Raw genomic sequence first — 13,053 nt, forward strand, 5'->3', positions numbered from 1 at the left:
CCATCAGACCCGTCACCGGCCCCGGTGGCGGGTGACTTCGAAGTAGGAGAGCGGTATGGAACTGCACGAGACCGAGGAACGGCGAGCGCTGCGCAAGGCCGTGTCCGAGATCGCCAAGGACTTCGGGCACGACTACTACGTGGCCAAGTCGCTCGGCGGGGAGAAGAGTTCGGAACTCTGGCAGGCCGTGGGCAAGCAGGGGTTCCTCGGGGTCAACATCGCCGAGCAGTACGGCGGCGGTGGCGGCGGCATCTACGACATGCAGATCGTCGGTGAGGAACTGGCCGCGGCCGGCTGCCCGCTGCTGATGACGGTGGTCTCCCCCACCATCTGCGGCACGATCATCGAGGCTTTCGGCAGCGACGAGCTAAAGGCGCGCTGGCTGCCGGGCATCGCCAGCGGCGAGATCATCATGGCGTTCGCGATCACCGAGCCGGATGCGGGCTCGAACTCTCACAACATCTCCACCCACGCCAAGCGCGTCGGTGGGGATTGGGTGCTCAACGGCACCAAGTACTACATTTCCGGCGTCGACGAGGCGGAGGCCATCCTGGTCGTCACCCGCACCGCGACCGACGACCGCGGCCGCGGACGGCTGAGCCTGCTGGTGGTCCCGACCGACGCGCCCGGGTTGACCAAGACCCTCATCCCGGTGCAGGCGGTGACACCGGAGAAGCAGTTCACGCTGTTCTTCGACGACGTGCGGGTGCCGGCCGAGAACCTGATCGGCGCGGAAAACGACGGTCTGCGTCAGGTGTTCATGGGCCTCAACCCCGAACGCATAATGGGCGCCGCCCTGGGCAACGGCATCGGCCGCTACGCGCTGGACAAGGCGTCGGCCTACGCGCGCGAGCGCAAGGTCTGGGACGTGCCGATCGGAGCCCACCAGGGCCTGTCCCACCCGCTTGCGCACGCCAAGATCCAGCTGGAGCTGGCCCGGCTGATGACCCAGCGGGCGGCCTCACTGCACGACGCCGGCGACCCCGGTTCCGCGGAGGCGTCGAACATGGCCAAATACGCTGCGGCGGAGGCCGGCATCCTGGCCCTCGACCAGGCGATCCAGACCCACGGCGGCAACGGGTTGGCCACCGAGTACGGGCTGGCCACTCTCTGGGGCCCGGTGCGGCTGATGCGCACCGCGCCGATCAGCCGAGAGATGATCCTCAACTATGTGGCTCAGCACAGCCTGAACCTGCCCCGCTCATACTGAGCATCCTTCATCCGTTCGTGTCCGCTTCGGTCTACAAGACGGACGGTGGTGATCGGTCGCCCGCCGGGGCCGGGTCCTGCCTTACCGAGCATGTGTCAACCAAAACTGCCGAGGAGGCAAATCAACATGGATCGCGGTATCGGTCAGTGGGTCACCAAACGGGCCTTCCTCAACGGGCAGCGCACGGCGTTCGTCTGCGGTGACACCAGCTTCACGTACTCCGACTTCGATCGGCGCACCAACCAGGTCGCTTCGAACCTGTTGCGTCTCGGCGTCCGCAAGGGGGACCGGGTGGCCATACTGCTGGTGAACTCGGTCGAGTTCATGGAGGTCCTCCTCGGCTGCGCGAAGATCGGCGCCATCACCATCCCGATCAACGTCCGACTCGCAGGCCCGGAGATCGGCTACATCCTCGCCGACTCCGGCGCCGACGTGTTCGTGTTCCACGAGCCGCTCGCGGCGGCGGCGGTCAGCGCGCTGGCCGAGCCGGGGGTCCGGGTCCGCCACACGGTCCGGGCCGGGGGCGCCCCGGCCGACGGCGAGATCGCCTACCCAGACCTGCTCTCCGGCGGCGCCCCCGAGCCTCTCGACAGCGACGTCGAGGGCCGCGACGCCGCGTTCATCATGTACACCTCGGGCACCACCGGCCGCCCGAAGGGCGCCATCCTCACCCACGACAACCTACTGTGGAACGCCATCAACGTGCTGGGCGCCGAACAAGGCCTGACCGGCAGCGACGTGACTGTTGCAGTCGCCCCCATGTTCCACATCGGCGGGCTCGGGGTACATACGCTGCCATTGCTCTACGTCGGCGGGACCAGCGTGATCCTCCCGTCGTTCAACCCGGTGAGCACGCTCAAGGCGATGGCCGAAAGCCGCGCCACCGTCCAGTTCATGGTGCCGGCGATGTGGTCGGCGCTGACCCAGGTGCCCGACTTCGACTCCTACGATCTCTCCGCGTTGCGTCTGGCCATGGGCGGCGGCGCACCGATGCCGCTGACTGTCATCGACTTCATGCAGCAACGTGGCGTCCCCTTCACCGAGGGATTTGGGATGACCGAGACTGCACCCATGGTCTCGGTCTTGGACGCCGCCAACATCACGACGCGGGCCGGATCAATCGGCCGGGTCGCCATGCACGTCGATGCCCGCATCGTGGACGCCGACGACCGGGACGTCCCGGCCGACACCGTCGGCGAACTCCTGGTGCGCGGACCCAACGTGTTCGTCGGGTACTGGATGAAGCCGGCGACCACCGCCGAGGCCTTCCGGGGCGGCTGGTTCCACACCGGCGACCTCGGCCGGATCGACGCCGACGGCTACATCACGCTCGTCGACCGCAAGAAGGACATGATCATCTCGGGCGGGGAAAATGTCTACCCCATCGAGGTCGAGCAGGTGCTGTTCCGTCACCCCGGTGTGCTCGACGCCGCGGTGGTCGGCGGTCCGGACGACAAGTGGGGTGAGCGCGTCGTCGCGGTGGTGGTGGCCGACCCAGCCGCCGAGCAGGAACCCAGCGCCGACGAACTGATCGCCTGGTGCCGCGAACGGCTGGCGCATTTCAAGTGCCCCCGCGAAGTGCACCTCCTTCCCGAGCTGCCCCGCAACGCCACCGGCAAGCTCCTCAAGACCGAGCTGCGCAAGCGATTCACCGGCGTCGAGGGCGGCGTCGTCCAGCGCTGAGGCACGACACCGGAGGCGGAGCGCGGGTTTGGGAAGTGTTGTCACGACGAGTAGCCACGGTCGCCGCTGCAAATAGCTGAAGATGTTAATCGTCGCTAACGTCTAGCGCGTGGCAAGACCACGCGCGCCACTTGTCGGATGTTCTTATCCTCGATCCACCGATGAATTGGCTGGTCGTGGGGTGTCGGAATGAGGAAAGTGCCCTCTGAGCTGCGATGATGAGTGTTCTCTACGCACTTATCGGCACAACTCGGAAAGGCACTTCCGGTGCAAGTGTCCCATAGGTTCGCCGCATCGTCGGCGGTCTTCGATGATGAGCGTCTGGTGTCGTGCGCAGGCCTGGTACCGGTGATGGCCCTTGCCGAGCAGACCGGACTGTCATCGTCATTGGCCGACAAAGTTCGGTTCAGCTGCGAGCGGGTCAAGTCCGGTGCGGCCAATCCGTCGCCGAAGCTGACCACGCTGATCGCCGGGATGTGCACCGGCGCGGACAGCATCGACGACCTCGACGTAGTTCGTAGCGGCGGGATGAAGACCCTGTTCGGCGAGGTGTACGCCCCGTCGACCATCGGAACCTTGTTGCGGGAGTTCACCTTCGGCCATGCCCGGCAACTGGAGTCGGTGCTCAGTGAGCACGTGGGCGCTCTGTGCGAGCGTGTCGATCTGTTGCCCGGCGCCGACGGGCGGGTGTTCATCGACATCGACTCACTGCTGCGCCCGGTCTACGGCCAGGCCAAACAAGGTGCGAGCTACGGCCACACCAAAATCGCCGGCAAGCAGATCCTGCGCAAGGGTCTTTCCCCGTTGGTGACCACCATCAGCACCGAACACTGCGCTCCGGTGATCACCGGAGCACGACTGCGGGCGGGCAAGACCAACTCGGGCAAAGGCGCGGCCCGCATGATCGCCCAAGCCGTCGCCACCGCCCGCGGCGCCGGTGTCACCGGGCGCATCCTGGTGCGCGGCGACTCGGCCTACGGCAACAGCAGCGTGGTCACCGCCTGCCGCCGCGCCGGTGCCCGGTTCTCGCTGGTGCTGACCAAGACCGCCGCAGTCGTCGCGGCCATCGCCGACATCAATGACACCGCGTGGATCCCGGTGTGCTATCCCGCCGCGATCCCGACACCGGTGCCTGGATCTCCGATGCCGAAGTCGCCGAAACCACCTGCACCGCTTTCAGTTCCACGAAGACTCCGATCACGGCACGGTTGATCGTGCGCCGGGTCAAAGACGCCCGATACCCCGACGCCCTGTTCCCGGTCTGGCGATATCACCCGTTCTTCACCGACACCGACGAACCCGTCGACGTCGCTGACATCACTCACCGCCGCCACGCGATCATCGAAACCGTGTTCGCCGACCTCATCGACGGACCCCTGGCCCACATGCCCTCGGGACGTTTCGGGGCGAACTCTGCCTGGATACTGTGCGCGGCCATCGCCCACAACCTGCAGCGCGCCGCCGGCATCCTGGCCGGCGGTGCACACGCGGTGGCTCGCGGCGCCACCCTGCGCCGACGCCTCATCACCATCCCGGCCCGACTGGCCCGCCCCCAACGCCGACCCATCCTGCACCTACCAGCCCACTGGCCGTGGGCGACGCACTGGCTCCGATTGTGGCGCAACACCATCGGCCACAGCCCGCCAGCAACCGCCCCCACCTGACCAATCCGCCGAAAGGCCACGACCGGAGCACACAGGAAAAAGCTGGACAGACCAGCCGATACCCCCTGCTCACAGCCAGCAAGCGACCACCAAACCATTCCAGCCTCAGCCACGACAGCTCATCGGTGGATCAAGGCTTATGCCTCCTGGTTGTCTGGGCCGACAAGTCGCAACCTGCGCCACGACTCGCCTGTCGCCTTGCGCGATGGGTGCTTGAGCGTGTCTGACGTCGATGAGCTTCGGTGAATGGGTTGCTTCAGCTCCGTACGGCGGCGATCGACGACTCCACTCGATCAGCCTGCCCGCAGCAGAGCCCCGCGGCAGCGTCGAAACATGAATCGAACTCGGATTATCAGGCCGGGCGGCGCCGGATCGTCGCGCTGACCATCCTCAGATTCGGCGTGTTCGTCAGTAGACGGCACAGTTACGCAGCAAGGGCGTTCGCGGGACACGAACGACTAGGACCGCCCCAAGGCTTGTGTTGGGTTCAGTGCTACTTCGCCGAGCCAATAGCACATCAGTAGGGCGACCTCGACGTCTAATCGTTCCGCGGCGATCGGGCGACCGCGGCGCTCGAGTGCTCGATTTACGCGATACTTGACGGTATTGGCGTGTATCTGCAATTCGTTGGCGGCGGCTTTGAAGCTGGAACCGGCACGCAAGAACACCCTCAACGTGTCTCGTAGACGCTGGTCCGATGCAGTGTTCTGAGCCAACGGGCCCAGCACATCGTAAATCCATTCCTTCAGAGTCGCGTCATCGGTCATCAGCATCGAGGCCAGGGCCACACCGGGATCTCGTGCAGCGACGATCCGGTGCCGTGAGGAGCCGTCGGCTGCCACCGCGACCACACGGGCCTGCTCAGCCTGTCGGTAGGTGCGGCGGAAGCCTTCAATCCCCGGAAGTGGTTCACCGACGGAAAGTCTTGGGCCGTCAGGTTGAGCCCGGACGAAGTCGCGCAGCTGCGATAAATAGTCCGACGGGCGGTGAACCGTCATCCATGCGCATCCGACGAGGCGGTCGATGGAGAAGTAGACCGATTGCTTCGCTCCAGTGGCGGAGACCGCGTGTTGCATGAAGCGCTCCATGGCGATGAACTCGTCGGTGTCGGCGCCCGCATCTCGGTCGAGCCATACCATGAGAGCCACATGCGTTGCGCCCAAGAAGTACCTCATAGCCGACGACGCTTCGGTCAGGTCTACGTCGCGTCCGTTGAGGATGTCTCGAATGGCTTGTGCACGCAAACTTCGTCGGCGCTCGTCCCACTCCGCGCGTTCAGTCTGATATGTCTCCAAGACCTGCTCAGACATCCAGTCGATGTAGCGGAAAGACACACGGGTGATGTGTTCAATGAGCGCCAATTTCTCCTCGGGCGGTAGGTCCGCGCTCCGAAGGCCAGCGATGATGAGGTTCAATCCATACTGGTGCCCGAGCCTGTATGCCCGCAGCAGCGCGTTGACGGGTACCTCGCGTTGCGCCATCCTCCGGGCGTGTTCAAGGGCGGCCGTCGGTGACTCCATGCGGTCGAACGGGATCGAGTGACGGACGACGGAGAACCAAGTGTCTACGTTCGCGGCGACGGTGTCACTCAGTAGCTCTTTGAGCTGTTGATCGGCAGCGAGTTCGGCAACTTGCTCAATCAGAAGGCCATGTATGGACTCGGGCAATTCTCTGACGAGGTCGCCGAGGTCTCGGAATAGGTGATGAACCGCGTGACCGGGGGTGTCTTGAACTTCGGATGAATCAAGCACAGCTGCGACCGTACTCGATTACTTGTCTTTGCGAGACAACAGACGCCCGCAGGTTCGACCCTTCGAGACATACCGATCGCGGATCCGGGTATCTACGCTGTTAAGGAGCGGTGAGCCACGTTTTACCATTTCAGCAGCCGAACGAGGCATTGCTGTGGGCCACGGCGAACGGATGCGCGTGAAGAGGAAGGCGGAGGCATGAGTTGTCTGCTCGCAATAACCTTGTTTGCGGCCTTCGCGGCCGGAGCAGCCCCATTGCGAGGAACGATCAGCACCGCCCTGGCCGCAATAGACGACTTTCTCGATCGTTTCGGCCACGAAGTTTCCGGAACTGCTCATGCGAAGGAACGCCCGCCGCTCTGACGAGGTGGTCGAATCGGGCGCCGGATATGCCCGCCCGCCTCCCGCATACCGAAGCTGAAGCCTGGATAGCAGTAGGCTGTCCTCTGGACTCGCCCCCGGCCGTCGACTGACTCCAAGATCCCAACAGCAGCGCCGATCTGATCCGGGTCGCCCCGGCGGCGGGTGTGTTCGTCAAGGTGTGCGGGCACTGGTTCGGAGAACTCCGACCGCTCGATCCGACCTGGACAGCGCCCACCAGCAAAATGCTTCGGTTCGAATGATAATTCGGCCCAGGCGATGGTCGAACCATACGGTTTGGCATCGCTGCCTTCGGATGCGCCGATACTGCGCCGCCGGGGTTCCGTTCATGGAGGTAGTTCTGACACCTCGACAACGAACCAGAGTGGCCGGGCCGCGGCCATCGCAGGGCCCTGAAAGACGCTCAGTCCGACGAGTCGTTCAGCGTGCGGTCGAGAAAATCTGCGACTGCCGAAGTGAAGGCGTCGTTGTCGTCGCCCGCAACCATGTGGCCCGTGCCCGAAACGTCGACAGCCTCGGCGTGCGGTACGACTTCGAGGAACTCCTCGACCGACTGCTGCGACGTCACGTCGGAGTGAACGCCGCGAATGAGAAGCGTTGGTGCTCGCACGCGGCGGGCCCCTTCGATGAGAAGGTCGCTTATGGCGCCGAATTCTTTGGCACCAGTTGCTGGGTCGCCCTGCAGGAACTCGAAGTTGGAAGCTATGAACGCCGGATCCCATCGCCAGATCCACCGACCGTCGTCGCGCTGCTGCAAGACCTTTCGGAGACCGTCCAAGTTCTTGGGCCGAGCGCGATGCCGGTTGTACTGGGCAATGACGTCCGCGGCCGCGTCGAGCGTATCGAATCCGTCGGGATGGGCGCCCATGAAAGACACGACGCGGCGTGCTCCGTGAAACTCCATTCGCGGAGTTATGTCGACCAGTACGACGGCTCCCCACAGATCGGCAGGCGCCACCAAATGCGTTCCCAACACCGTCATGCCGCCCAAGGATGCGCCAACGACAGCTGGCGGGCGGCCATCGCTGGCATATCGGCGAATCGACAGCAGGTCGGATGCAAGTCGGTCGAGATCGTATCGACCATCGGGGTCCCACTCGCTGTCGCCGTGACCGCGGGCGTCGTAAGCGACGACGGTATACCCGCGCGCGTGTAAGCGGCGCGCGGTAGTCGCCCAGGCATGGCGGTTCTGTCCACCGCCGTGCAGCAGTATGACGACCGCGCGGGCGGATTCGTGTCGGTAGACATCGGCTGCAAGGGCGGTTCCGTCTTCGTTGCGGACGCGCTCGAACGTTGAGGTCATTTGCTGTGTCCTCGATGGTCGCCTTGGGCAGCGTTCTCGTTCCGCGACCGGATCACGAGGCGCTCTGGGCGACGACGGTCACTGTTCCCTGTGCGGCGCATACCGGGCGTCCCGTATTGGTGATGTCGATCCTGGCGACGCCGCTACGCTTCCCCAGCGCGATGATGTCGGCGACCGCAACGCAGACTCCACTGGACACCGGACGTAGGAGGTTCAGTTTGAATTCGGTTGTGGCCACCCATGACCCAGGTGGGATCACCGGATAGAACACCACGCCCAAGCAGTGGTCGACCATCGCTGACAGGCATCCGCCATGCAGAGTGCCGAAAGGAGTCAACAAATCGGCTCGGGCGTCCATTTCCACTACCAGTCTCCCGGCGGAGAACTCGATGTGGCGGAAGTCCAAGTACTTGGCGAGCCCTCCCGAGGTTCCCCCCGCGTGCTGGAGCTCCTCGGCTATTTGCTTGTTGAACTGGGGGAAGTCCATGGTCAGCGCCTCGTTTCGTTCAGCGATACCGATGCCATCGCTGAGACACTACTCCGCAGTTGTCGCAGCAATGCAACTGTGAGTGTCGGCCAGTAGCGCGGGAAGCAGGAATCGGCGCAAGAAAGCATCGATTCCTTCGGGGCTGCGGTGCCGGGGGCCGCGAACCGCGAGCAAGCTGAGGATGATGCGCAAAATCCATTCGGCGGCGTCATCGACCGAAACGCCGGCTTCGAGTTGATGCCAGTGTGCGGCGAACACGGGTCGCAGAAACTCGGCGACGAGTTCGAACAGCGCCACCGACGTTCCCTCGGCCAGTCCCACGCCGGCGAGTTCATCGTCGCTGGCGAAGAGCATGCCGATTATCGGTTCGCGGCGTGCCGCGCGCACCGTGACTGCAACGAAGTCCAATATGGCAGAGCCCAAGTCGGTGTGCGCCAAGATCCGTCCGCTGGTGCGGTGCAGGTAGCGTTCCGCTGCGCGGACGATGACACCGGATACGACGGATTCGCGACTAGCGAAGTAGCGATAGACCGTGGCGCGCGATACGCCCGCATGCCTGGCGATATCCTCCATCGTGGTGCCCGACAGCCCCTTGCCTTGCAGGCACGTTTCGGCGGCGTCGAGTAGGCGATCGCGCGCCATATCGCGGTTTCGCCCAGGAGTCGCGTCGCCCCGCCGCAACGATCTCTTCGTCACGGGTACGAGTATGCCCTGTCAAGGGACCCGCTCTGTCGAACACCCGCGGTTGTCGCATGGAAACGGATGTGACAATATCGCAGTCGTGTCGCATAGAAGACCTCGACGATGAGCGTGATCTGACCGTTGGCCATCCCACCACGCACTCCGGTTGTCGTCGGCGTCGGTGAACTGACACATCGCGGTGAAGGCACCGTCGATCCCATCGATTTGGCCGCCGAGGCCGCGCGTCGAGCGCTGCATGATGCTTCGGCCGCGATCGGGCATCGCATCGATACCGTGGCGACGCCCGGAATCTTGATGATCCCACGCGACAACCCCGCGTCGAGGATTGCCGAAGCGACTGGGCTGACGCCGGATCATCGCATCAGTTGTCCGGTCGGCGGCAACACCCCCCAGTATCTGGTCGAGGTCCTCGGCCGCCGCATTTGGCGCGGCGTCAGCGACGGGGCTCTGATCGTCGGAGCGGAAAGCGGCGCGTCAGCACGCAAAGTCGCATCCGGTAGCGCACTTTTGGAGCCCAAACCCATCGCAGCACAGGACGAGTCACTCGGTGACACCCGCCCGGGACTGAGCGAAGCCGAGGTGGGCGCCGGGTTACATTGGCCGCACGAGGTGTACCCGATCTTCGAATCCGCGATCGCGGCCCGATCAGGCCGCACATTCGACGAACAGCGCCGCTGGCTGGGTGACTTGATGGCTCCGTTCACGGTTGAGGCGTCCCGACATCTCGAGCAGGCCTGGTTTCCGCGTGCCCGTAGCGCAGACGAGCTCAGCACGGTCTCCCCGGCTAACCGGATGGTGTGCGAGCCGTATCCGAAGCTGCTCAACAGCATCATCGCCGTGGATATGGCTGCCGCTTTCGTGATCATGGCCGCCGAAGTCGCCGAGGAACTCGGAGTGCCCAGTGATCGTTGGGTCTTCCCGTGGTCGTCGGCCACATGCAACGACGTGTATTTCCCGGTTCAGCGGCCTGATCTGGGTCGTTCCGCCGGAATAAGGGCCGCCGGCAAGGCGGTATTGGCGGCCAGTGGACTTCACATCGACGACATTAGATGGTTTGATTTCTACTCTTGCTTTCCTTCCGCGGTCGAGGCGGCGATCGACGCCTTGGATCTCGACCCGGCGGATGACCGCGGGTTCACGGTGACCGGCGGACTGCCCTACCACGGAGGGCCGGGTAACAACTATGTCAGCCATTCGATCGTCGAGATGGTGCGACGCTGCAGGAGCGACCCGGACGCCGTCGGGCTCGTGTCCGGACTGGGCTGGTACATCACAAAGCACTCGCTGGGTCTGTGGTCGGCGACTCCACCGCCAACGGGATGGCAGACTCCGGACATGGCCGATGCGCAGTCTGCGATCGACGGCACCTCCCTCCCGGTCGCTTCTCCCGCCGACGCATCCGGAGAGGCGACCATAGATGGATACACGGTCGTGCACGACCGTGACCAAGGCCCCTCCTGGGTGCCGATTTTCGCGCGCATGACCGACGGCCGCCGCGTCGCGGCGCGCAGTGACGATGCCGAGGTGGCGGTGGCAATGTCACGAGACATGTGCGTCGGACACCAAGTCGCCGTGCGGCAGGCGGACGGACACGTCGAATTCGAACTGTCGTGAACGCCGACGCGCTCGTGCTGACCAAGCCGCGCACCCTTGAACGGCGGCATCTTCCGGTGCCGCGCATCGACGACGAGTCCGGTCTCCTGCGGATCGAGGCGTGCGGGCTCTGCGGAACCGACCACGAGCAGTTCAGCGGACACCTGCCGACGGGGTTCGCCTTCATCCCCGGACACGAGATCATCGGCGTCATCGAGGGAATCGGTGACGCCGCGCGCGAGCGTTGGGGCGTCTCGGTGGGTCAGCGAGTCGCCGTCGAGGTGTTCCGATCGTGTCGGGAGTGCGACTCGTGCGGCCGCGGCGAGTATCGCAGGTGCTCGAGCAACGGCCTCGCCACCATGTTCGGCTTCGTCGACGTGAACATCCCGCCCGGCCTGTGGGGAGGCTATGCAACCCACCTGCATCTGCCGTTCGATTCCATGCCGTTGCCGGTCCCGGACGGACTCGACCCGATCGTCGCGACGTTGTTCAATCCGCTTGGGGCAGGGATCAAATGGGCTGCCATGTTGCCCGAGACAAGCCCGGGCGACGTCGTCGCGGTCCTCGGACCAGGGATCCGCGGGATTTGTGCTGCCGTAGCCGCCAAGGAGGCCGGAGCGGCATTCGTCGCGATGACCGGGGTCGGCCCTCGCGACCGAACTCGGCTAGCCGCAGCCCACCAGTTCGGCGTGGACCTGACCATCGACGTCACCGAAGACGACCCGGCGCAGGCCCTGCAAATGGCGACCGGCCGGCTCGCAGATGTCGTCGTCGACGTCACCGCGAAGGCGCCAGCCGCATTCGCGGACGCCGTCGCACTCGCGCAGCCCGGCGGACGCGTGGTGGTCGCGGGCACACGCGGCGGCGGCGGAGCGCCGGGCTTCGAGCCAGACCTGCTCGTATTCAAGGAACTACGCATCTTCGGTTCGTTGGGGGTCGACTACCCCGCCTACCAGAGCGCCATCGAGCTGCTGGTCTCTAGGCGTTGGCCCTTCGAAGAATTGCACCGCGAGATCACCGGTTTCGCCGGCCTGCCCGGGCTGCTCGACCTTCTGGCCGGCAACGAGCCGGACCGGGTCCCCGCTCTGCACAACGTCTTTGTGCCGATCGCCTGACAGCGCCAACTAGCGCCCAACCGGAAGGATCCACCGTGAGCAGCCAAAGCCGGGTTGACATGCTTGCCCTGACAGATGCCCGCGAGCGCGCCGCTCAATGCGGGATTCCGGACGCCATGGCTGAACTGTCTGTTTTCAGGATCGCGCTTCATCAGCCCCCTGTAGCCGTCGCATTGCATGGAATGCTGGAGGCGTTGCTGTGGAAAGGCGCGCTGGATGCGCGGCTACGGGAGCTGATCATCATGCGAATCGGCTGGGTCACTGATTCGGTCTATGAGTGGACGCAACACTGGAGGGTTGCCCGCTTGCTCGATGTGCCCGAACGCGACCTGCTCGGGGTGCGCGACTGGCAGAACGCCGGCCACTTCGGCGAAGCCGAGCGGGCGGTACTGGCGGCGACAGACGAGACGTTGCGTGACGGCACCATCTCGGATGAAACCTGGGCTGAGTGTCAGCGCGCGTTGCACGGGGACCCGGCCGTCCTCGTCGAACTCGTCGCCGCGATCGGGAATTGGAGATTGTTCTCAGCGCTGCTGCGGTCCTTGCACGTGCCGCTAGAAGACGGCCTCGAAGGATGGCCCCCTGACGGAGTTCGACCCTCCGTTGACTGAAGGGTGATCGGCTCGCCATGTCGACTCCGTGCTATGACTCTGCCCCTAGCACCTGTTGGTCGGGATCTGACGATGTCGAACGGTCGGGCGGTTGCATCTGCAGACGGCGATTCCACCACCGAGGATTGCGCCGGGCCTGAAGACTGAGCCGACGGAATTCCATCCGCTGCAGTCGAAGGAGAACTGGAACACCCAGCAGCGGGACGATCGCACCACGGACCGCACCTCGGCGACCATTCTCCAGCAATCCGGCTACAGCACTGAGCCCCGAAATGTAAAGAATACCGTTGTAAGGCACCAGGATTGGGCCGCATAGTCCTTCGCACTCGGACAGGCTTGGCACACCAAATCTCCAGCGCTTCGGCCAGTGTATGAAGTGAGCCAACACGGTCGTCAGGAACAGGCCGTTCACAACACCGAGGACAGCCTCGTGACGCTTATCGGCACGTTCCGCCATGCGAAGTACTACTGCGGTGCTCATGCCCCAACCCGTCGCTGCCGGCACCGGACCAATCACCGACGCGAACGGCATCGCAACTCCGGACAGCAATTC

At 64.6% G+C, this 13,053-nt stretch carries 10 protein-coding genes and 1 pseudogene; 6 read left to right on the forward strand and 5 right to left on the reverse strand.

Annotated features, from left to right (window positions below; translation table 11 throughout):
• Window positions 1-55 precede the first annotated feature (55 nt).
• The 3 genes and pseudogenes from B4393_RS14990 to B4393_RS15000 all read left to right on the forward strand — a co-directional run bounded on the left by B4393_RS14990 (window position 56) and on the right by B4393_RS15000 (window position 4,557).
• Complete coding sequence (locus B4393_RS14990) at window positions 56-1,210, forward strand: acyl-CoA dehydrogenase family protein (RefSeq protein ID WP_067992172.1); 1,155 nt, start codon at window positions 56-58, stop codon at window positions 1,208-1,210.
• A 126-nt stretch (window positions 1,211-1,336) separates the two neighbouring features.
• The gene (locus B4393_RS14995) at window positions 1,337-2,893 is read left to right on the forward strand and encodes an acyl-CoA synthetase (protein ID WP_067992169.1); all 1,557 of its coding nucleotides are present in this window, start codon (window positions 1,337-1,339) and stop codon (window positions 2,891-2,893) included.
• Between the two features lie 267 nt (window positions 2,894-3,160).
• Window positions 3,161-4,557 (forward strand): annotated as a pseudogene (locus B4393_RS15000) (IS1380 family transposase).
• Window positions 4,558-5,015: 458 nt separating this feature from the next.
• Here B4393_RS15000 and B4393_RS15005 read toward each other — a convergent pair.
• The 5 genes from B4393_RS15005 to B4393_RS15020 all read right to left on the reverse strand — a co-directional run bounded on the left by B4393_RS15005 (window position 5,016) and on the right by B4393_RS15020 (window position 9,121).
• Window positions 5,016-6,308, reverse strand: coding sequence for a PucR family transcriptional regulator (locus tag B4393_RS15005; protein ID WP_078290120.1), 1,293 nt, complete (start codon window positions 6,306-6,308; stop codon window positions 5,016-5,018).
• An 18-nt stretch (window positions 6,309-6,326) separates the two neighbouring features.
• Window positions 6,327-6,626 (reverse strand): hypothetical protein, encoded by a 300-nt coding sequence (locus B4393_RS27495; protein WP_131805205.1) that lies wholly within the window; start codon window positions 6,624-6,626, stop codon window positions 6,327-6,329.
• Window positions 6,627-7,092: 466 nt separating this feature from the next.
• On the reverse strand, window positions 7,093-7,992 hold the full coding sequence (locus B4393_RS15010) for an alpha/beta fold hydrolase (protein WP_011895462.1): 900 nt from the start codon (window positions 7,990-7,992) through the stop codon (window positions 7,093-7,095).
• Window positions 7,993-8,044: 52 nt separating this feature from the next.
• Complete coding sequence (locus B4393_RS15015) at window positions 8,045-8,479, reverse strand: PaaI family thioesterase (protein WP_011895463.1); 435 nt, start codon at window positions 8,477-8,479, stop codon at window positions 8,045-8,047.
• Between the two features lie 48 nt (window positions 8,480-8,527).
• Window positions 8,528-9,121 carry a TetR/AcrR family transcriptional regulator gene (locus B4393_RS15020; RefSeq protein WP_011895464.1) on the reverse strand — a complete coding sequence of 198 codons (594 nt, stop codon included), beginning with the start codon at window positions 9,119-9,121 and terminating at the stop codon, window positions 8,528-8,530.
• A gap of 180 nt (window positions 9,122-9,301) precedes the next feature.
• On the opposite strand from B4393_RS15020, the gene B4393_RS15025 reads away from it, so the two are divergent.
• Genes B4393_RS15025 through B4393_RS15035 form a run of 3 tightly spaced genes read left to right on the forward strand, consistent with a single transcriptional unit; the run spans window position 9,302 to window position 12,500 of the window.
• Window positions 9,302-10,795 (forward strand): acetyl-CoA acetyltransferase, encoded by a 1,494-nt coding sequence (locus B4393_RS15025; RefSeq protein ID WP_067992167.1) that lies wholly within the window; start codon window positions 9,302-9,304, stop codon window positions 10,793-10,795.
• Window positions 10,792-11,889, forward strand: coding sequence for a zinc-dependent alcohol dehydrogenase (locus B4393_RS15030; protein WP_043985022.1), 1,098 nt, complete (start codon window positions 10,792-10,794; stop codon window positions 11,887-11,889). Before B4393_RS15025 ends, B4393_RS15030 begins: the two co-directional genes overlap by 4 nt.
• Window positions 11,890-11,924: 35 nt before the next feature.
• Entirely contained in the window at window positions 11,925-12,500 is a 576-nt protein-coding gene (locus B4393_RS15035; protein WP_041800308.1) for a carboxymuconolactone decarboxylase family protein, read from the forward strand.
• The last annotated feature ends 553 nt before the right edge of the window (window positions 12,501-13,053 follow it).

Origin of the sequence: Mycobacteroides franklinii (genome assembly GCF_002013895.1) — a bacterium.
In the GTDB taxonomy this organism is placed as follows: Bacteria; Actinomycetota; Actinomycetes; order Mycobacteriales; family Mycobacteriaceae; genus Mycobacterium; species Mycobacterium franklinii.